The 21021-nt window shown below is 61.5% G+C and carries 15 protein-coding genes; 2 read left to right on the plus strand and 13 right to left on the minus strand.

Translation table 11 applies throughout. From position 1 onward, the window contains the following. Window positions 1–395 precede the first annotated feature (395 nt). On the minus strand, window positions 396–1592 hold the full coding sequence (wecB, locus tag B0G76_RS14750; protein WP_120293230.1) for a non-hydrolyzing UDP-N-acetylglucosamine 2-epimerase: 1197 nt from the start codon (window positions 1590–1592) through the stop codon (window positions 396–398). Between the two features lie 1770 nt (window positions 1593–3362). Between wecB and B0G76_RS14760 the strand changes: the two genes are divergently transcribed. After that, window positions 3363–3524: a DUF1328 domain-containing protein gene (locus tag B0G76_RS14760; RefSeq protein WP_035551387.1), complete on the plus strand. Its 162-nt coding sequence runs from the start codon at window positions 3363–3365 to the stop codon at window positions 3522–3524. 131 nt (window positions 3525–3655) lie between these two features. Here B0G76_RS14760 and B0G76_RS14765 read toward each other — a convergent pair whose 3' ends face one another. After that, entirely contained in the window at window positions 3656–4558 is a 903-nt protein-coding gene (locus B0G76_RS14765; protein ID WP_120293232.1) for a LysR substrate-binding domain-containing protein, read from the minus strand. Window positions 4559–4660: 102 nt separating this feature from the next. Between B0G76_RS14765 and B0G76_RS14770 the strand changes: the two genes are divergently transcribed. Continuing rightward, a complete protein-coding gene (locus B0G76_RS14770; RefSeq protein WP_120293234.1) occupies window positions 4661–5551 on the plus strand; it encodes a DMT family transporter in 891 nt (296 codons plus the stop codon). Window positions 5552–5590: 39 nt separating this feature from the next. Here the strand turns inward: B0G76_RS14770 and rfbC are convergent, their stop codons facing one another. The 11 genes from rfbC to B0G76_RS14825 form a co-directional block, all read right to left on the minus strand. Continuing rightward, window positions 5591–6142, minus strand: coding sequence for a dTDP-4-dehydrorhamnose 3,5-epimerase (rfbC, locus tag B0G76_RS14775; RefSeq protein WP_120293236.1), 552 nt, complete (start codon window positions 6140–6142; stop codon window positions 5591–5593). A 128-nt stretch (window positions 6143–6270) separates the two neighbouring features. Continuing rightward, window positions 6271–7266, minus strand: coding sequence for a GlxA family transcriptional regulator (locus B0G76_RS14780; protein ID WP_120293238.1), 996 nt, complete (start codon window positions 7264–7266; stop codon window positions 6271–6273). Window positions 7267–8040: 774 nt separating this feature from the next. After that, entirely contained in the window at window positions 8041–11241 is a 3201-nt protein-coding gene (locus B0G76_RS14785; protein ID WP_120293240.1) for a multidrug efflux RND transporter permease subunit, read from the minus strand. A gap of 13 nt (window positions 11242–11254) precedes the next feature. Next, complete coding sequence (locus tag B0G76_RS14790; RefSeq protein WP_120293242.1) at window positions 11255–11803, minus strand: GNAT family N-acetyltransferase; 549 nt, start codon at window positions 11801–11803, stop codon at window positions 11255–11257. Window positions 11804–11841: 38 nt separating this feature from the next. Then, the gene (locus tag B0G76_RS14795; RefSeq protein ID WP_120293244.1) at window positions 11842–12399 is read right to left on the minus strand and encodes a GNAT family N-acetyltransferase; all 558 of its coding nucleotides are present in this window, start codon (window positions 12397–12399) and stop codon (window positions 11842–11844) included. A gap of 4 nt (window positions 12400–12403) precedes the next feature. After that, window positions 12404–13765 (minus strand): TldD/PmbA family protein, encoded by a 1362-nt coding sequence (locus tag B0G76_RS14800; protein ID WP_120293246.1) that lies wholly within the window; start codon window positions 13763–13765, stop codon window positions 12404–12406. Then, the gene (locus B0G76_RS14805) at window positions 13765–15201 is read right to left on the minus strand and encodes a TldD/PmbA family protein (RefSeq protein WP_120293248.1); all 1437 of its coding nucleotides are present in this window, start codon (window positions 15199–15201) and stop codon (window positions 13765–13767) included. The genes B0G76_RS14800 and B0G76_RS14805 overlap by 1 nt, the downstream gene beginning before the upstream one ends. 13 nt (window positions 15202–15214) lie before the next feature. After that, entirely contained in the window at window positions 15215–16855 is a 1641-nt protein-coding gene (locus tag B0G76_RS14810) for an ABC transporter ATP-binding protein (protein ID WP_120293250.1), read from the minus strand. After that, window positions 16852–17967, minus strand: a complete 1116-nt coding sequence (locus tag B0G76_RS14815) for an ABC transporter permease (protein ID WP_120293252.1) — start codon at window positions 17965–17967, stop codon at window positions 16852–16854. The genes B0G76_RS14810 and B0G76_RS14815 overlap by 4 nt, the downstream gene beginning before the upstream one ends. Beyond that, a complete protein-coding gene (locus B0G76_RS14820; protein WP_120293254.1) occupies window positions 17921–18973 on the minus strand; it encodes a microcin C ABC transporter permease YejB in 1053 nt (350 codons plus the stop codon). The genes B0G76_RS14815 and B0G76_RS14820 overlap by 47 nt, the downstream gene beginning before the upstream one ends. A gap of 8 nt (window positions 18974–18981) precedes the next feature. After that, window positions 18982–20937, minus strand: a complete 1956-nt coding sequence (locus tag B0G76_RS14825; RefSeq protein ID WP_409076757.1) for an extracellular solute-binding protein — start codon at window positions 20935–20937, stop codon at window positions 18982–18984. Window positions 20938–21021: the final 84 nt, after the last annotated feature.

The raw sequence follows: 21021 nt of genomic DNA on the forward strand, positions 1-21021 counted from the left end.
AACCGGATCGCGCATCCCCAGTTCGGCCAGCGACACCGTGCGCGTGGCGAGACGGCCGCCACCGAGTTGCGCGAAGCTGGCGGCGAGATCGGCCGGCTGTTGAGCGTGCGCCATCGAGGCGAGCAGCATCAGCACGGCAAAGGCGTTCAGGCGGTGACGCGCGAGGCGGCGTATTGGTGTCATCGGCGTCATTGGCGTATTGGAGGTCACGTTTTCTTGTCTCGTCATTAGCGCGCAAACGGTCGAGCGGATTTGCGCCACATCAATTGTCTGGAACTGCGATCCGGCTTTTTCGGGCTGCGTGGCCGGCGGCTTTGCCGACGTGCTTTACCGGCGTGCTTTACCGGCGTTCTTCACGGCGGCAGAACAACAGCGAAACAGCGGCCGGCGCTGCGTTACTGCAAGATTTCCGCGTGTTGCGAGTGCGGAACCTGACCGGTCTCGCCTGCGCCGCCGCTCACGAACTCGGCGAACGGACGTCCGGTCAGCGCCGCGACGATCCGTTGCGATGCGTGCCCGTCGCCATACGGGTTGACGCGATGCGCGAAATCGTCGCGCTCGCTCGCGTCATCGAGCAGGCCCGTTACCGCGCGCACGATTGCTTCGCGCTCCGTACCGACGAGGCGCACCGTGCCGGCCGCCACCGCTTCTGGACGCTCGGTCACGTCGCGCATCACCAGCACCGGTTTGCCGAGCGCGGGCGCTTCTTCCTGCACGCCGCCCGAGTCGGTGAGAATGATCGACGCACGCTGCATCAGGCGCACGAAGCCGAGGTAATCCAAGGGCTCGATCAGATGAACGTTGCGCGCCGTGCCGAGGGTTTCCTGCACCGGGCCGCGCACATTCGGATTCAGGTGGACCGGATAGACGATCTGCACCGTGTTGGTTTTCGCGAGCTCGGCGAGTGCCGCGCAGATATTCGCGAAGCCCGCGCCAAAGCTTTCACGGCGATGGCCCGTGACGAGCAGCACCGGCAGCGCGCCGTCGAGGAACGGCAGGCGCGCGTCGAGTTCGACGCGCAGTGCCGCGTCATGGTCGATGCGGGCGGTGGTGAGGTTCAGTGCGTCGATCACCGTATTGCCGGTCACAATGATTTTGCCGTGCAGCGCTTCGTGCGCGAGGTTCGCTTTCGAGCTCGCGGTGGGCGCGAACATCAGGTCGCTCATCACGTCGACCACGCGGCGATTCATCTCTTCCGGCCACGGCTGCATCAGGTTACCGGTGCGCAGACCTGCTTCGACGTGACCGATCGGAATCCGCCGGTGAAACGAGGCCAGCGCCGCCGCGGAGGCGGTGGTCGTATCGCCGTGCACCAGCACGCGATCGGGCTGCACGGTCGCGAGCACCTCGTCGAGCGACGCGATGAGGCGCGAAGCCAGACCGTTGAGCGTCTGGTTGCCGGTCATCAGGGCGAGATTGTGGTGCGGCTTGATCTGGAACAGATCGAGCACCTGATCGAGCATCTGCTGATGCTGCCCCGTGACGCAGACTATCGACTCGATGCCGGCGTCGGCTTCCAGTTGTTTGACTAGCGGCGCCATTTTGATGGCTTCTGGCCGCGTGCCGAAAATCGACAGAATCCTCGTTTGCATATGCCCTGGTCTATTTTTTGAATGTTTTATTGGCGGCAGACAGTGCGGCGCACGCGTTAATATCGTGCCCCAGATTTACCGATCAGACTTTCCCGTCGCCGATAACTACTGGCGGTTCCCAAATACACAGAGAACGAATCGATCGGATGCAATAACTGCCGACTGGATTCACGCGAGCGTCGTTGTCGTTTGAACGAGCGGCCATTGACGGTGAATCGAAGCGCATTCTAGCGCGTATTTTCGCTTATCTCATAACGGTTTTTCCCTATATGGGGCTTTCAGGGCAACGCCTCCCGGGCTTTAATCGGGTATTTTTGCCGACGAAGCCGGGGAATAAGGCGGCGCAAACGTTTTCCGAATGTTCAGGGAAACGTTAAATTGGGGTCAATTATTTTATAAATCTGAAAACGTCAAACTTTAATTAACAATTCTCTCTTCGCACTCTCTCAATTTGAATTGCCCGCTGATTAAGGCTGCGCAAACGTTATCGGCGGATTCGACACGGTGTGGGCGATATCATGAACTATTTGCTTTAGTTGACTGAGCGTCTCATTTTCTGGATTTGTGTTTGAGTTTGATGGCCGGATCGGCGGTCCGCGGGTGCGTGAACATGCAGGTGATGTGCTGTTGCTGTAATGCGACAGGGATGGATTTAGGTGGGCGCTGAACGCGTGTTTGGGAGGTGGGGCGTTGGGCTTTTCTTGGGCTGGTTGCCTGCGCGGCGCTTTGTTTGCGCTGTGGTTTTATGGTGTTGGCCTTTCCTTGTGTTCTTAGTGGTCTATTAGCATTGCCCCTGTGCGGGGGCACTTACTTTCTTTGCCGCCGTCCAAAGAAAGATAAGCAAAGAAAGCGGCTCAAACCGCTAATTCTTAAGCGGGTCCCCCGCGCAGCCAAGGTAGTGGTGCATCTGGAATCCGTGCCCTCGCACACTCACCGTTAGTGACTAAGGGCTCATCAGCTCCCACTCCGCACTGCGTGCGTCGCGGATGGGTATGCATGGGAGACCCGGGGCTTCGTTTGCGCGTGGCGGGGCCATCGGCTTCGCCTCGGCGATACACCTCCGCACCCAGCGGCGAACCCCACCTCATTGAAATGCCAATGTGTCGCACGCGAACTCGCCCTTGCCTCGTACTCACATCAGAGACCAAAGTCGAAAGCCCATGATCGCAATTGCAGTGGCGAGGCGATCATGGGTCACGGCAACGACAGCAGCAACAGCAACAGCAACAGCAACAGCAATGGCAATGGCAATGGCAATGGCAATGGCAATGGCAACGAGTAAAGCGGGAGTGCCAAACGTAGCGGATGGTTTTATGAAGTACCGTTTCGGCGCGCGCAGCGCCGCCGGAAGAATGACGGCCTTGTCACTGACGCGGAATGTGCGAGAGCACGGATTCCAGACGCACCACTACCGAGACTGTGCGGGGGACCCGCTTAAGAATTAGCGGTTTGAGCCGCTTTCTTTGCTTATCTTTCTTTGCGGCGGCAAAGAAAGTAAGTGCCGTCCCGCACAGGGGCACCGCTAATAGACCACTAACATTAGATTAGGAATCAGAAACATCCAGCCACCCGAATGCTGTCACGCAGCAAGAGCACAACAACAACAATCGTCAGACCGATCAGCCTCAATCAAAACCACCACGTGCCCCCTTTGGGCACACCTATTGCTCCACATCGCTCGCCGGCAAAAAAACCGTCAAAGCACACCGTGCCCACAACGAGCAGCCGTTTTTAACTTCACTCCAGCGACCCATCCGCGGGGAGGCCCCCATGCTTCGATACGCAGTCATCTTCTTCATCATCGCGATCATTGCCGCGGTATTCGGCTTTGGCGGCATCGCCGCAGGCGCAACTGAAATCGCCAAGGTCCTGTTCTTCATCTTCGTGGTGATCTTCCTCGTCACCCTGCTGATGGGCGTCATGCGACGCTGACCCCCGCATCGACCGAGCAAACGAAGAAACCCCCGTCCCGGTGCCAGGGCCCAAAGCGCATTGCAATACTTGCCACACGGTATTGCAATAGTTGCTGCCTGCACCGGGGTTTTAACTACCCGCGCCACGCACTACCCCGCCGACACGGCAAGCGGCTCGCTCTCCCGCAAACCAAGATGCAATTCCTCGCAAAGGAACGTCTGCAAGGTCTGCACGGCAGCCGCCTGGGCGCCGGAAACCGGACGCATAAAAAGCCCGAAATCGGCGGTGGGCGCATCGGGCAATCCATCGGCCTGGCCGAGCACGCGCATCGACTCTGAACGGATATTGCCGTCCAGCAGCACCGACACGCCAAGCCCCGCTTCCACGGCCGACTGCACCGCCGGCAAACTGGTGCTGGTGCACACAATGCGCCACGCAATCCCCGCACGCCGCAGCGCCGCTAACACCTGCTGCTGCCACAAACACGTGCCCCCGAATGCAACCACCGGTAACGCCGCGTCAACGTCGCGGCTAAACCCGCGCGCGCCGACCCAGAAAAGCGGCTGTGTCCAGGTCAGAAGCGGCACCGAGTCGACCAGCGCAGGGTCCCCCACGACCACGTCGAGGCCACCGTCCGCCAGCCGGTTCGACAAGGCCGAACTAGTATCGACAACGATCTCCAGCGCCACTTGCGGATAAGCGATCGAAAAGCGCCGCAGCGCGCGTGGCAGCCGGCCAACCGCGATGTCTTCCAGCATGCCGAGCCGCACCGTACCGGACACCTGCCCCGCGCTCAACGCCCGCCGCGCGTCGGCGCCCGCGCCGAGGATCGTATGCGCGAACGGCAACAACAGATGCCCCGCTTCGGTGAGCTGCACGCCACGCGGCGAGCGGTCGAGCAAACGCTGCCCCAGTTCATCTTCGAGCCGGCGCAATTGCATGCTCACCGCCGCCTGGGTACGCGCAAGGCGCGCCGCCGCCACGCCCACGGCGCCGGTCTCCGCCACGGTAACGAATGCGCGCAGGAGACTGCTGTCGAGATCTCGAGTCATCACGTTTCTTGAAGTGGTCATAAGAAATATCAACTTATCTTAATACCGCTCGCACCGATAAGATAGCGTTCAACGCATCCAGAAAGCGGCAATGAGACCACCATGCAGGACACCACAATCAAACCAGCGCTGCATCCCGCGCAAACGCCAATCAAGCCCGCCAGTGCGGCGGCCGGCGCCGCGCTCCTGTGCGTGCTATCGATGTCGAGCGTGCAGTTCGGCGCCGCGCTCTCCGCGCCCACGATGGCAACGTACGGTTCGCTCAGCACCACCTGGTTGCGTCTGTGCTGGGCGGCCGTCGTGCTGGCGTTGCTGGTGCGTCCGCGCTTCTTTACCTACTCGCGATCGCATTGGTTCGCGGCAGGCGCGTTGGGGGCGGCCATGGCCGGCATGACGCTGTGCTTTTTCGCGGCGCTTCAGCGGATTCCACTGGGGCTGGCTGTCGCGATCGATTTTCTTGGGCCGCTCGCCGTAGCCACCTTCGCGGTGCGCCGCGCGCGCGCATTGCTATGGCCGGCGCTGGCGATTGCCGGCGTGCTGCTGCTCTCGCACGATCGCGCGGGCTGGATCGGTGAATCGCTCGGCGTGCTGCTCGCGCTCGGGGCCGCGCTCGGCTGGGGCAGCTATATCGTGCTGATGAAAAAGACCGGCGCCCTGTTCGCCGGACTCGAAGGATTGTCGGTTTCGCTGATCGCAGCGGCGCTGGTTGCCACACCATTCGGCCTTGCACAAACCGGCATCCACATCGCCGCAGGGCAGATCGCCGCCACCGCGGGTCTCGCCGTGCTGGTCCCATTGCTACCGTACGCGCTGGAAATGGTGGCGTTGCGGCACATGCCGGCCGCATCGTTTGGAATCCTGATGAGTGTCGAACCTGCAATCGGCGCGTTAGCCGGATTCGTGGTGCTGCATCAACCCATGGGTGTCACGCAGATAGCAGGCACGCTGCTGGTGGTCGCCGCGAGCGTGGGCGCCGTGGTGGCGACACGCTGAACGGTGCTGAACGGCACTGAGCCGCTGCGCGTGCAGCGCTCAGGCGAAATTTTCCGCTTCGTAAAGACGTCGGCCCGCTGCGTCTTTCGCGCCGAGGATCGGCTCGACTTCGAGTGGCCACTCGATACCGATATCAGGATCGCGCCACAAGATGCAGCGCTCGAGTTCGGGGAACCAGTATTCCGTGGTCTTCCACAGACATTCGGCAACGTCGGACAGCACGACGAAACCGTGCGCGAAACCTGGTGGCACCCACACCTGCCGAAAATTGGCCGCGCTCAGATGGGTGCCGCACCACTTGCCGAAGTTCGGCGAATTGAGCCGCACGTCCACGGCGACATCGAACACTTCCCCTACCACCACCCGCACGAGCCTGCCTTGTGGACGGTGAACCTGATAGTGCAGCCCACGCAACACGCCACGCACCGCCCGCAAATGACGGTCTTGCACGAAGTGGAAACCTTGCGAGATGTCGTCGATAAACTCATCCGCGCTGAAGCTCTCGAAGCAGAAGCCGAATTCGTCGCAAAACACCTCGGGCTCGATGAGTCTCACCTCCGGCAATGCCGTCGCCATTACCTTGTTGCCCATGGCCACTGTGCTCGTAAGAAGCCCGCCCGGAGAAACCACGGCCGCCGATGCGCACGCGACTGCGCATGCTGTTACGCATGCCCCCACCGGCGATGAGGTATGCCGTCTGCACGGCGCTTGGCCCAGGCCTATGCCTCGGTCGCTACCCTGCTCCGAGCGCGATATTCGGTAGGCGACAGCGCCATGCGCTTGCGGAATATCTTCGCGAGGCGATCGCCGTTACCTGTGCCGCTGCGGCGCGCGATCTTGTCGACCGGTAATTCGGTTTCGGTCAGAAAGTTACAGGCAATGCGCAGCCTCACTTGCAGCAGATAGTCGGATGGCGTGACCTGCATTTCATGCTTGAAGCGCCGCAAAAAATTGCGCTCGCTCATCGCCGCCACTTGCGCCGCGTCGGCAACCGATACCGGACGATCGCAATTCGCTTCCATCCAGCGCGCGGCAGCACGGATTTTCTCGGCTACGCTGAGCGTGCCGCCCTCAGCCGGCAGCGGCACCCAGGTGGCGGCCATGCCCGGCATGACGCGATCGGCGACGCTGCGCGCGAGCTCCGCACCGAGGTCGCGCTTGATGAACATCAGCGCACTGCGCGCACAGTCATTACGATCGTTGGCGGCGTTGCGCGCGGCCTCGGTCGCGGCGCCGCCCAGATAGCGGTTCACCTGCTGACCGTCATGCTCCGCGGGAGCCGCCGCTTCCAGCACGAAACGGCCCTCGCCGATCGTCTCGATCGCGCGGGTGCGCGTTTGCACCGATCGCAGCCAGCCCAGCAGCCGTTCGTCCCGCGCGGCCTCGAGCGCACCGTAGCCGCCCGCGATAAACAGCACGTCGAAGCCGCTGCCGTAACGTGTGTCGATACGGTCAGTCCAGATTCGCGCCGACGAAGAACTCGCCACGCTGCCGCCGTCCATCGACAGAAACTGAACTTCGTAAGGCGGCTCTTCGCCCGCGCGCGAGCCCGAGAGTTCGTTGGCGGTCTGAAACATCTCGACCACCGTGCCAGGCCCGAGCAGCCAGAAGCCGTCGAACAGCAACACGCCGATTCGCCGCGCTGCACTACGTACGTTCAGCGTCGGCGTATGTAACCAGGTAATCCTCGCAGTATCCAGATGCATGTGCGGCATGATCTTTCCCCAAACTGTCGTACGTTGTGGACCCCGCTGCCCGTCGGTCGGCCGATATGGTCGAGTTCAAATAACGGCGACTGAATACCGCCGGCAACGCCACTTAACGGATTATGCGTGATGTTAGCGGAACGGCTCGCCAGAGTAAATTTGAAAAACAAATCCGCATCGAGAAAGTCAACGTATGAAGAAAACCATTATTGCGTGTTTCATATGACTGTCCGCATAGGATTCGGCATAGCGCTTCATCATATCTGACAATCGACAGTCATGAGCCAGAAAACCTTACACAGCCTTGCTCTCAGGCCAACTACCCCAGCACCCTGCTTTATCGTGAATTACCGGATTTGCGATGTCGATTCATCACATCCGCATCCGAAAACGTTTCAAACATGAACTCCAAACCTCGCAAATAATGAACATTCAATCCGCCTTTTATTCGCAAAGTGGGAATTTATCGACAGTGGCAATGTGGCGAACCGCACATTTATTGAAACATTCATGATTAAGCAGTTCGAGACCGGATTTTCAAGCGACTAAAAATGTTTCTATATTGAAACATCCGGCTTCTTTTACGTATGACAAAATACGTCTGCTATTAGTCCCATATCGGAAAACATCAGACGATTAAGCGCTATGGCCGAAATCGTGCCAGCGGCTTCTTTGAGCGAAATTGCATCGCCGGGTCGCGCCCGTCAGGAATTCCCGTTGCGAGCGGGTAGTAGCTCACGGGCTAAGTGACGCACAAGCAGTTAGCGAACGTGCCCGGTCACGTCACCGGCCATTCGTCAACTGCCCGCTTTCGTTCGCCTCTCGCCGCGCGCGCCGTTCGTCGCGCTTGCGGCGCAGCGCTGCGAGCCGCCGCCGGCTATACGTAAGCGAGGCGACCGCATGAAATGCGACCGGCGCGAACACGAGGCCGAACAGCGTGGCCGCCAGCACCCCGCCGAACACGCCGGTGCCGATCGACCGGCGGCTTTCGGCGCCCGCGCCGCTCGACACCACCAAGGGCACGACGCCGAGCAGGAACGCCGCCGAGGTCATCACGATCGGCCGGAAGCGCGCGGCGGCGGCTTCGGTCACGGCGCGCGTCAACGGCAGGCCCTGGCGATACAGATCGCGCGCGAACTGCACGATCAGAATCGCGTTTTTTGCCGCGAGGCCGATGACGGTAATCATGCCGACCTTGAAGTACACGTCGTTCGGCATGCCGCGCAACAGTACCGCGGCGACTGCGCCGATCACGCCGAGCGGCACGACCATCAGCACGGCAAGCGGGATCGTCCAGCTTTCGTACAAGGCAGCCAGGGCCATGAACACGGCCAGTAGCGACAAGCCGATCAGCAAGGGGGTGAGCTGTGCCGCCGCGGTTTCTTCGCGCGCCGCGTCGACCCAGTCGTACGACACACCGACCGGCAACGAAGCGGCGAGCCGCTCCATCTCCGCCATCGCCGCGCCCGAACTGTAGCCGGGTGCGGCGTGGCCGCTTACGTCGAGTGTCGGATAGCCGTTGTAGCGGCTCAGCATCACCGGACCGATGGTCCAATTGCGTGCCGCGATCGCCGATAGCGGCACCATGCCCCCCGTCGAATTCGGCACGGCGAGCGACATCAGATCGTCGTCGGTCATTCGTGTGGCGGCGTCGGCGGAAATCATCACCCGGCGCATCCGGCCACCGGCCGGAAAGTCGTCGATATAGGTAGAGCCGAAGGTACTGCCGAGCACGTCGGCGATGCGGTCGAACGGCACGCCAAGCGCATACGCTTTCGCGCGGTCGATGATGAGTTCGACGCGCGGGGCATCCGGCAGATCCTCCGAATGCACCGACGCCAGCACCGGGCTCGCCTTGGCCTGCGCGAAGAGTTTCTCGCGCGCGGCCTTCAGCGCGTCGAGCCCGACTCCGCCGCGATCTTCGAGCCGGAACACGAAGCCGTCCGAATGCCCGAGTCCCGGCACGGAAGGCGGCAATTGCGCCTCCACGCTACCGTCGAGAATCTTGTCGAACTGCTCATTGAGCCCGTCGCGCAACGCCATCGCATCAGTGTCGCGCTTGCCCCAGTCTTTCAGCTCGACGAAACCCATCGCCACGTTCTGACCGCTGCCGGTAAAACTCCAGCCGATCACACTGGTGACGTGCGCGATCGCGGGCTCGGCGTGCAGGATCGTTTCCATCCGTTGGACCACCGCGAGCGTACGCGCCTGCGTCGCGCCGGCCGGCAATTGCACCATCACCTGCAACTGGCCTTCGTCTTCGCTCGGCAAAAAACCGCCGGGCATTTGCCAGTAGAGCGCGGCACACACGCCGACCAGCACGGCATAAATGGCCAGCATCGGGCCGATACGGCGCAGCGTACGCGCGGTGAACCCACGGTAGCCACTCGCGGCTCGATCGAAACCGGAGGTAAAGCGGCTCGCCGCGCGCGCCGCGAACCCGAGCAGGCCGCGGCGGGCATCTCGTTCGCTTACCGGGTGCTTGTGCGCCTTCAGCAGATTCGCGCACAGCGCGGGCGTCAACGACAACGCCATGAACGACGACACTAGCATCGACGCGATCATCGCCACCGCGAATTGCCGGTAGATACCGCCGACACCGCCCGGAAAGAACGCCATCGGCACGAACACGGCCGTCAATACCGCGGTCACGCCCACGATTGCGCCGCCGATCTGCGACATGGCTTTGCGGGTCGCCTCACGTGGCGGCAGGCCTTCTTCTTCCATCACGCGGTGCACACTTTCCACCACCACGATCGCATCGTCGACGAGGATACCGATTGCGAGCACCAGGCCGAACATCGTAAACACGTTGATCGACAGGCCGCAGGCGTACATCGCGAGAAACGCGCCCATCAGCGTGACAGGAATCACCACCGTCGGCACCAGCGTGTAACGCAGATCCCGCAAAAACAGCCACATCACGAAGAACACCAGCACCACCGCTTCCGCCAGCGTGATGAGCACTTCTCGAATTGCAATCTGCACGAAATGCGCGTTGTCGAACGGAATTTCGATCGCAACGCCTGGCGGCAAGCTCTTTGATAACTCTGCGAGCCGCGCGCGGATCGCGTTGGACGTCTCCAGCGCATTGCCGCGCGGTCCGAGTTGAATCCCGACGGTGGCCGCAGCCTTGCCGTTCAGGCGGGAGTAGAACGAGTAATTGTCGCGCCCCAATTCGACCCGCGCGACATCTTTCAAGCGCACCGCCGAGCCGTCGGGTTGCGCCTTCAGCACGATCTGTCCGAATTCGGCGGGCAAGATCAGTTGCCCCTTCACGCTCACCGAGGCCGTCATTTGCTGCCCCGGAACGAACGGTGCGTCGCCCAGCGTACCGGCCGTTACCGTGGCATTCTGCGCGGCGATCGCGGCGTTTACTTCGGCGGCGCCGAGGCCGTACTCGCGCAGCTTCATCGGATCGAGCCAGATACGCAGCGCCTCGTCGGCGTCCCACAACTCCGCCGCGCCCACGCCCGGTGCGCGCTTCAGTTCGCGAAGAACGTAGCGGCTCAGATAGTCGCTCAATTGCACGGAATCGCGCGAGCCGTCCGTCGACGTCAGCGCAACCAGCATGAGAAACGTGTTGGCCGCCTTGAATACGCTGATGCCCTGCTGCACGACCTGTTGCGGCAAACGCGGTTCGACCTGCTTGAGACGGTTCTGGATGTCGACCAGCGCGAGGTCCGGATTGGTCCCCGGCGCAAAGGTTGCGTCGATCTCGAGATCGCCGAGGTTGTCGCTGGTCGTTTCGTAGTACAGCATATTGTCGGCGCCATCGAGACTCTCCTCGATGATGCTGCCGACATTGGCATCGACCACTTCAGTCGCGGCCCCCGGATACGTGGCGCTGATCACGATGCGCGGCGGTGCCAGACGCGGATACTGCGCCACCGGCAGCTGCGGAATGGCGAGCGCGCCCGCCACCACAATGGCGAGCGCAACAATCCATGCGAAGACCGGGCGGTCGATGAAAAAAAATGGCACGCAAAAAATCCGTTCAGATTGCCTGCAGGGGCGGTGCGTCGATGAGGCGGGCCATATGCAGCACGTCGGCCAATACGCCTTCGCGCAAGGCAAAACCGCGCGAGCGGCCTTCTTCGACAAAGCCGAACTTGCGATAGAGTGCAATCGCAGGCGTGTTGTCGCAAAACACCGTGAGTTCGAGGCGGCGCAAACCGAGCGACGCGTCCGCGCAGTCGGTCAGCGCTTGCATCAGCGCCGTGCCGATACCGCGCCCATGATACGCGTCGTGCACGGCCATTCCTAAATACGCGCAATGCGCGCGGCTGGGCCGTTGAACCTCCAATCCGGCGTGGCCGACCACGCGCCCACCAATGGTCGCGCACACGCTTACGCCGCTTTCAAAGCGTTTCTCGAACCATGCCTTGAGCTGTTCGGGGCTGCGGTAGCCGACCGACAGCGTGCCGCGCCGCACGCCGGGCTGGCTCAGGATATCGGCGAACGCGTCCATGTCGGACAATTCGAGCGCTCGAAGTGTAATACGATTGTCGAGCGCGGCATCGCTCTGCAACGTTTCTTCTTTCATGGTCTTATTCCGCTGCGAAGTTGGCGGCTGTTGGCTACTCATGGCGTCGACGTCCCTGGCGCCGCTTCACGCAGCCGCGCCATGAAATAGCAGTCGATCAGCACACCACGGCGCAACACCGCGCCGCGCCGATGCGCTTCGATCTCGAAGCCGAACTTGCGATAGAGCGCGAGCGCCGCATGGTTATCGGCGAAGACGTCCAATTCGACGCGGCGCAGACCGAGCCAGTTGTCGGCCAGATCGAGCAGTTCGGTCATCAACGCATTGCCGATGCCGCGCCGGTGCCATGCGTCGTGTACGCCAATGCCGAGCGACGCGGCATGTGCACGGCGCCCCTTGAAAGGTGTGAGCTCCGCTTCGCCGACCAGCGTATCGCCGACCATCGCCGCGATCGCGATCTCGGGGGCTGCGAGTTTTTCGAGGTAGTCGCGCGTGCTGGCGACCGTCCGAAACGGCACGTGCGGATTGCCATTCACCACGACAGGCAACTGCAGCATGGCGTGGTATTGCTCCACGTCGGCCACGCGCAATGCGCGCAGCGTCAGACCCTCGGGCAAGCTCCCAGATACAGTTTTTGTTTTTATGTCTTGATTCATAGGCTCATAACGTCAATTCGAATGACCTCGCCAGGATGCCGGGCAGTTGCATGCCGCCCGTGGCACGCTCGCCCCAGGTCGAGTCGCTCAATAACAATTCCGCTTGCGAGCCGAGTTGTTCGAGTTCGCTGCCGAGCAGACGATACAAACTGTCGTCGAAACGCATGGCTTCGAGCGGCGCGACGATCTGGCCGTTCTCGACCCAGAAAGTCGCGAAGCGCGTCATGCCGGTCAGGCGGCAATTCATCCGGTCCGAGAAATTCACGTACCAGAGATTGCCGATGTAAAGACCGGTATCGAGTTTCGCCAGCACGTCCTCTTCCCGCAGATCGCCCGCTTGCATCGAGAGCGCCGCTGGCGACTCGTTCGCCAGCGCACCATTAGGCGTCAACCCATACTCGCGTGCGCTGCGTGCATTGGTCAGGCGTTCGGCACTGCGGCCGGCCTGGATCAACGGGACGCATTCGCGCAGGTAGCCGTCGTCGTTGAAACCGGGCGTAATGCCGAGATTCAGATCTTCGCTGATCGTGACGCGCGGGTCGACTACGATTTCTCCCACATGCAGCTTGTACAACTCGCTGCGCGAACTCGCCTGAGCGCGAGCGGAAAAACCACTCCATGCCGTCACGCTGAGCAGTTCAGCGAGGGCCTCGGGCGCCAGATACGAGCGATAACGCCCCGGCGCCAAGCTGCGCGGTGTGCGCGCGAGCACGGGCAGACGCGCGGCGGCCTGCTCGACCTTGCGCGCGAAAACAGCGTCGCTCCAGTCGTCGCCGGCATAAGTCGTCTTGATCGCGCGGCCGCTCGGGTCGTATAGCGACCAGCTGAAATTGAAGTTATTGACTTCGTACCAGCCACGGCTGCCGCTCGCGGACGCGAACCCGCGCACGATCGTGCCGCCCGCGTAAAAGCCCACGAAATCCAGCCCTTTCGCGCATTCGGCGACGGTACGTAACAAGCGGTCCGGCTCCGGCAGCTTGCCTGAACGTTGTGTGGCGCGCTGCCATTGCGAAGTATCGAACAACAGATGCGGATCGTCCGGGGCACCGCGCAAGCTGTCACGCAACGTGGCCAGCGCCGCGCTCACGTCGTCCAGATCCTGTTGCAGATCGCCGCAGACGGTTAGCGTCGAATAGGCCTGGCGCGCGCCGTCGATCAGACGCAAGGTCAGCTTGCCTTGCGACACGCTGCCGATCTGCCGCACCTTGCCATCGTTGAAGCGGATAAAGTCGGACTGCTCGCCCGCAAATGAGCTCAGCGTGATTTCCGCGCCTTGCTGCAGGCGTTCGATGGCGTCGGCCAATGAGGTGAAATGCGGTTGCCAGTCGAGCGAACCCGTGGAGCGCGATGACATGAATTGGCTCATCAGGCGCCTCCGAACACGTCGATGTTGCTGAACACACAAGCCGGCGAGGCGTGGCCGACGCGAATGATCTGCGCCGGCTCACCCTTGCCGCACATGGACGTGCCGTACACCTCGCGCGTATCCGCGTTCCCCACCGCACTCAGGCTGCGCCAGAAATTCGCCGAAATACCGCGGTAATTCGGCTGTTTGACGACCTGGGTGAGCTTGCCGTTTTCGATGAGTTGACCGAACTCACAGCCGAACTGAAATTTGTTGCGATGGTCGTCGATCGACCAGGACGTATTGGTGCGCATCAGAATGCCGTGTTCGATGGTGCCGATCATCTGCTCCAGCGAACTCTCGCCAGGCTCGATGTTCAGATTCGCCATCCGGTCGATCGGCGGGCGGTTCCAGTTGGAAGCGCGCGAATTCGCCACGCCCGCCATATGCGCGCGTTGCTGCGAAAGCGCACCGCCGAGCGGCCGTTCGAGCACGCCGTCGCGGATCAGGTATTGCTTGTGCGCTTCGGTGCCGTCGTCGTCGAATGCGTACGTAGCGGCCTCCTCGCGCAGTTCCGGGTCGAAGGTCACGTTCAGCAGTTCCGAACCGTAGCGGTACGAGCCGAACATCTCCTTCTTGACGAAGCTCCAGCCGGCAAAGTTGCGCTCGTCGCCGAGAATACGATCGAGCTCGAGCGGATGGCCGATCGATTCGTGAATCTGCAGCATCATCTGATCGGGCATTAGCAGCAAATCGCGCTTGCCTGACGGGCAATTCGGCGCGGCCAGCAATTGCAGCGCCTCATTGGCGACCCGCGCGCCCGCACCGTGAAAGCCGAAGCGCGCCAGCACTTCCATGCCGCCCTGCCCCAAGGTGCCATAGTTACCGCCGAGCGTACGCACTTGCGTATCGCCGTCCGCGTGCGCGGCCACGCTCAACTGCGGCATGATGAACTGGAATCGCTGGTCGATCCGCACGCCATCGCCGGTGATGTAGAGTTGATCGGTATGCGTGATCTGCATGGCCGCGACGCGTTCGACAATGCGTGGGTCGAGATTCGCGCCGGCGCATTCCACGCTCAGGCGGTCCAACCATTCGGCACGGCCGGGCAACGCTTGCTGCGTATTCGGCGACACATAGTGGCCGCTCACGGCAGGACGCGCCACCTCGCGATGATCGATCAACGACAAGGCCGCGCTCGCTTCAGCACGGGCCGTAGCGAGATCCAGCGCTTCCTGCAGACCAGCGGCGCTCAGATTCGCGGTGGCTGCATAGCCGGCGCCCGCGCCCACCCATGCGATCAGCATCGCGCCACGGTCGCGCACCGTTCGCATGGGTTGCGCGATGTCGTTGCGAATCTCGTGATCGTCGATCTGTTCATCGACAATGCGCAGCGACCAGAAGGCTGCGCGGCTCGTAAGCAATCGGGCGGCTTGCGCCCAACGTTCGTCAATCATTAGCAATTCCCGTTTAAGGCTCCGTTGCACCCGCCTGCGACATGATCAGCGACGACGCGAGCAACGACTGGGTATAAGGATGCGATGGCGCGTGCAACACGTCGAGCGTGTCGCCGGCTTCTACAATGCGCCCCGACTTCATCACGATCACGCGATGCGCCATAGCTCGCATTACCGCCAGATCGTGCGTAATGAACAAATAGGTTAGCTTGTACTTTTTCTGTAGATTTGTCAGCAGATTCAGCACCTGTTTCTGGATCGATACGTCGAGCGCGCTGGTCGGTTCATCGAGCACCAGCAATTCCGGCTCGACCGCCAGGGCGCGCGCAATCGCAATACGCTGGCGCTGGCCACCGGAAAACTCATGCGGATAGCGCAGCATCGCGTCCGCGGGCATGCCGACTTCTTCCAGCAAGCCACCCACGCGCGCGCGCCGCGCCTTTGCATCCATGTCGGGCTGATGCATGGTCAGCCCTTCGCCGATGATCTGCTCCACCGTCATGCGCGGAGACAAGGAGCCGAACGGGTCCTGAAACACGACTTGCATGCGCGAATACAACGCCCGGCGCGAACGCGCGGTTTTCAGCGTGGAAAGCGGCAAACCGTCGATATGGATATGACCGGCCGCCGGTTGCTGCAGACCGAGTACGGTGGCCGCCAGCGTCGATTTACCCGACCCCGATTCGCCGACGATGCCAAGCGTTTCACCGCGCCGCACACTCAGGTCGACATCGTGTACCGCGCGGAACGTGACGTGCCCGAACATGGAACGCCAGCCTTTTGCGGAGGTGCGGTAGTCGACGGCGAGCCCTTGCACTTCCAGCAAACGCCGCGCACCGGGCTCGACCGGCTCCACCGCGCGCTGCGGCTCGCTGTCCAGCAGGCGTTGGGTGTACGGATGCTGCGGGTTGGAGAACAACGCTTCGGTGGTGTTGGTTTCGACCAGCACGCCCTTCTCCATCACCGCGACGCGCTGCGCAAAACGCTTCACCAGATTCAGGTCATGCGTGATCAGCAGCACGGCCATGCCGCGCTCGGCCGCTTCCTGCTCCTGCAAGGCGATCAACAGATCGACGATCTGCTGACGCACGGTGACGTCGAGCGCGGTGGTCGGTTCGTCGGCGAGCAGGAGGCGTGGCCGGCACGCCAGCGCCATCGCGATCATCGCGCGCTGCCGCTGCCCGCCGGACAGTTGATGCGGGAAACTGTCGATGCGCCGTTCCGGCTCGGGAATCCCGGTGCGCCTGAGCAGCTCGATACCGCGCCGGCGCGCCGCGTTCGGCCGCAAGCCTTCATGCAGGCGCAAACTTTCAGCGATCTGCTTGCCGATCGTGAAGAGCGGATTGAGCGCCGTCATCGGTTCCTGAAACACCATCGCCACGTCGGCGCCGCGCAGGCCGCGCATCTGCTGCTCGGTTTTCTGCAGCAGATCTTCGCCGTCGAGCAACATGCGGCCACTCAGATCCGCATGCTCGACGAGCCGCAGAATCGACAAGGCGGTGACGCTCTTGCCGGAGCCCGATTCGCCGACCAATGCAACGCGCTCGCCGCGCGCGATCGAGAGGCTGAGTTCATGCACCGCGATCTTGTCGCCGAAACGCACCGAGAAACGGTCGATTTCCAGCAGCGGCCGATTGATTGAGGCTTGACTCATCGCGGACCTCCGCCGAAAGCCGACCCGCGTTTTCGCGTATCAATCGCATTGCGTAGTGCATCGCCCATGAAGGTCAAGAGCAGCAAGGTAATCACCAAAGCAGCGAAAGCCGAAATCGAAATCCACCATGCATCGAGGTTGTTCTTACCTTCCTGAAGCAGTTCGCCGAGGCTCGGCGTGGGCGGCGGTACGCCCAGCCCAAGAAAGTCGAGACTGGTCAGTGAGAGAATCGCCGCGCTCATGCGAAACGGCAGAAACGTGATCACCGGCGTCAGGCTGTTCGGCAGCACATGGCGCCACATGATCTGCCAGTTCGAGAGGCCCATGGTGCGCGCCGCCTTCACATAATCCAGCGAACGGTTACGCAGGAATTCGGCGCGTACGTAATCGGAGAGCACGAGCCAGCCGAACATCGACAGAAGAATAAAGAGCAACCAGAGCGTCGGTTCGAAGATCGACGCGAAGATGATCAGTAGGTACAGGTCGGGCATCGAACTCCATATCTCGATCAGACGCTGACCGATCAGGTCGGTGCGTCCGCCGTAGAAGCCCTGCACCGCGCCCGTCAATACGCCGATCAGCACGCCGGAGACCGTGAGCGCGAGCGCCATCAGCACCGAGAGCCGGAAGCCGTACAGCAGCCGTGCCAGCACATCGCGGCCGTACTGGTCCGTGCCGAGCCAGTTGCTGCGGGTAGGCGGCGCCGGGTAAGGATGCGCGGCGAAGTAGTCGATCGTGTCGTAGTGGAAATGATTCGGCGGATAGATCGCAAAGTTGCCGTTCGACTCGAGCCGCGAACGGATATACGGATCGAGATAATTCGCACGCGCCGGAAAATCGCCGCCAAAAATCTGCTCCGAATAGTCTTTCACGATCGGAAAATAGTAGTGCCCCTCGTAGCGGACAATCAACGGACGATCGTTGGACAACACCTCGCCGAACAGGCTGATGACGAACAGCGAGAGGAAGATCACGAGGCTCCAGTAACCGAGCCGCTGCTGCCTGAAGCGCCACCATGTGCGCCGCCACGGAGACGGCGACGCCACGTGCGCCGCGCCGGACGCGTCAGCGGTCCAGGCGGTTGAATTGGATGCGGGGGTCGACGAGGACATAGCAGACGTCAGCAATGAGTTTGGTTACGAGGGCGATCAGCGTGAACAGAAACAGCGAACCGAGCACAACCGGATAGTCACGGCGAATCACCGAGTCATACGAAAGTTGACCCATGCCGTCGAGCGAGAACAGCGTTTCGATCAACAGATTGCCGTTCAGGAAAGCACCGACAAAGGCCGCGGGCAAACCGGTCAGCAAAGGAATCGCGGCATTGCGCAGCACGTGTTTCCACAGCACGTCGCGCTCCGGTGCGCCTTTGGCGCGCGCGGTCAATACGTATTGACGTCCAATCTCCTCGAGGAAGGTGTTCTTGGTCAGGATCGTGACGATCGCGAAGTTGCCCACCACCGAAGCCGTGACCGGCAGCACGATGTGCCACAGGTAATCAAGCAGCTTGCCGAAGGTGCTGAGGTCGCTAAAGTTGTCCGATGTGAGGCCGCGCATCGGAAACACCTGCCAGAAGGTGCCGCCGCCGAACAGCATCAGCAACAGCACGCCCAGCACGAAACCGGGAATCGCGTAGCCGGCGAGCACCAGCACACTGGTCACCGTATCGAAACGCGAGCCGTTACGCACCGCTTTCGCAATGCCCAACGGCACCGATATCAGATACGTGAGCATCACCGTCCATAAGCCGAGCGTGATCGACACGGGCAGCTTCGATTTGATGACGTCCCACACGCTATCGTGCTGATAATAGGACTGGCCGAGATCGAAGCTCGCATAGCGCTTGAGCATCAGGACATAGCGTTCGAGCGGAGGTTTGTCGAAACCGAACTGCTTCTTGATCTGCTCGAGCTGCTGCGGATCGACACCCTGGCTGCCGTGATAGCCGCCGCCACCCGCCCCCGCCTCTCCGCCACGGCCAGCGCCGTGGCGGAGTTGCGTCATCACCTGTTCAACCGGCCCACCCGGCACGAACTGCGTGACGACAAAGGTCAGCGTGACCACGCCGAGCAGGGTCGGCACCATCAACAGCAATCGTCTGAGAATGTAGGCAAGCATGCTGTTCCTCAGTGGGCCGCGGCCGTGGTTGAGCCCGCGGATTGCTCGGCCTGGAGTTTCTGTGTCGCCTGTGCGCTCGGCGCTTTCACATACCAGTAATTGATCACCCAGTCTTCGTATTGATAGGAATTCGGCACGGTCTTCGGAAAGCCGAGCGTGGTCTTGTAGCCGATCCGCGCGCCCGGTGCGTAGTACTCCGGCACAAGATAGAACGAATGGATCAGCACGCGATCCAGCGCACGCGTCGCGGCTTCCAGATCGTCGAGATTGGTGGCGGAAAGCGCGGAACGAATCAGCGAGTCGACCGCCTTCGAACGGATGCCCGTATAGTTCTCGGAGCCGACTTCGGACGCGGCCGCACTGCCGAAGCGGCGCGTGAGTTCGGCGCCCGGAATCGTGACCGGCGGATAGATGAAGGTGGTCATGTCGTACTCGAAATTATCCAGACGCTTCTCGTACAACGCGCTGTCGATTTCGCGCATATGAGCTTGAATGCCGAGCATGCCGAGGGCCTGCATATATGGCAGGATCAGACGATCCATGCCGGGCTGGTCGTCCATGATCTCGATCGTCATCGGCGTGCCGTTGGCGTTGCGCAAGGCACCGTCGCGATAGTGCCATCCGGCTTGCGCCAGAAGATCGCGTGCAACGCGTAAATTTCCGCGTAAGGAATCCGGCGCAATCGTCGTCGGTTGCTTGAGCATCGGGCCGAAAACTTCAGGCGGCACGCTGCCGCGCAATGGTTCGAGCAGCGCCAGTTCCTTCGGCCCCGGCATGCCGGTTGCGCCGAACGGACTGGCTTCGAAATAGCTGCTGGTGCGCCGGTATTGACCATAGAACATCATGCGGTTCATCCAGTCGTAGTCGAGCGCCAGAGTCAGCGCGTGGCGCACGCGTGGGTCCTGGAACATCGCCTTGCGCATATTCATCAGCATGCCTTGCATCTGCGCGGGACCGTCAGCGAATTCGCCCTGCTTCAACAGTCCATTATCGAAGTTCTTGCCGACATATTTGCGTGCCCATTGCGTCGCGCTGTATTCAACGATGACGTCCGCATCGCCCGCCTTGAAGGCTTCGAGTTGCGTGTAATGGTCGCGGTACAGATTGAAGGTGATGCGTTCGAAACGGAACATGCCACGTCGCGACGGCAAATTCGCCGCCCAGTAGTCAGGGTTGCGGCGATACGTGATCTGCTTGTCGTTCTTGCGCGTGTCGATCAGATAAGCGCCGCTGCTGATCGGTGGCGTGGAAGAGATCTGGTCGAACGGCAGACGCTTGCCGTTGGGCTGCATGCCCCACTTCGGCGAAAAGATCGGCAGGTCGCCGGCAATCAAGGGCGCATCGCGTTCGGCATGCTTGAAATCGAAACGGATCGTGTTCTTGTCGATAACCGTCGCGGTTTTTATGATCGAGAACTGCGCGTTGAAAAGGGGGGATGCCTGCGGACTCGTCAGTGTGTCGTACGAGTACTTGACGTCAGCGGCGGTGATCGGGTCGCCGTTCGAAAAGCGCGCGGCGGGATTGATATGGAACGTTGCCGACGTCAGATCCGGCGCGATATCGACATCGTCCGCGATCAGCGGATATTCGGAGGCCAGTTCGTCCCAGCTACGCTGCATCAGCGTATCGAACATCAGATTCTGAATGTCCGGCGCGGGTGCGCCACGTACCAAAAACGGATTTAGGGAATCGTAGGTTTGCAGTTCGCTATAGTTTTCGAAACTGAGCGAGCCGTTAGCGGATGCGTCCGGATTCGCGTAGTCGAAATGCGTGAAATTGTCGGGATATTTGGGTTGGTCGTACTGGGAGATCGACGGTTTCGCCTGCGCTGCCATCGGGATCGCTCCGCATACCGCCAATACGCCAGGCGCAGCGGCAATGGCGAACGAGATGCTCGCGGCGCGGCGTACTGCGCCGAGCAAACACACAACCGCGTCGTGCAGGCGCAGCAGTCCGGAATTCATCATTCTTCTCATTTGCCCATACAGTGCGCACCGGCTCGTGACCTGCGCGCGAATCGTCCTGCGGCACAAGTACAGCCTGTTGGC

Source organism: Paraburkholderia sp. BL23I1N1 (genome assembly GCF_003610295.1).
In the GTDB taxonomy this organism is placed as follows: Bacteria; Pseudomonadota; Gammaproteobacteria; order Burkholderiales; family Burkholderiaceae; genus Paraburkholderia.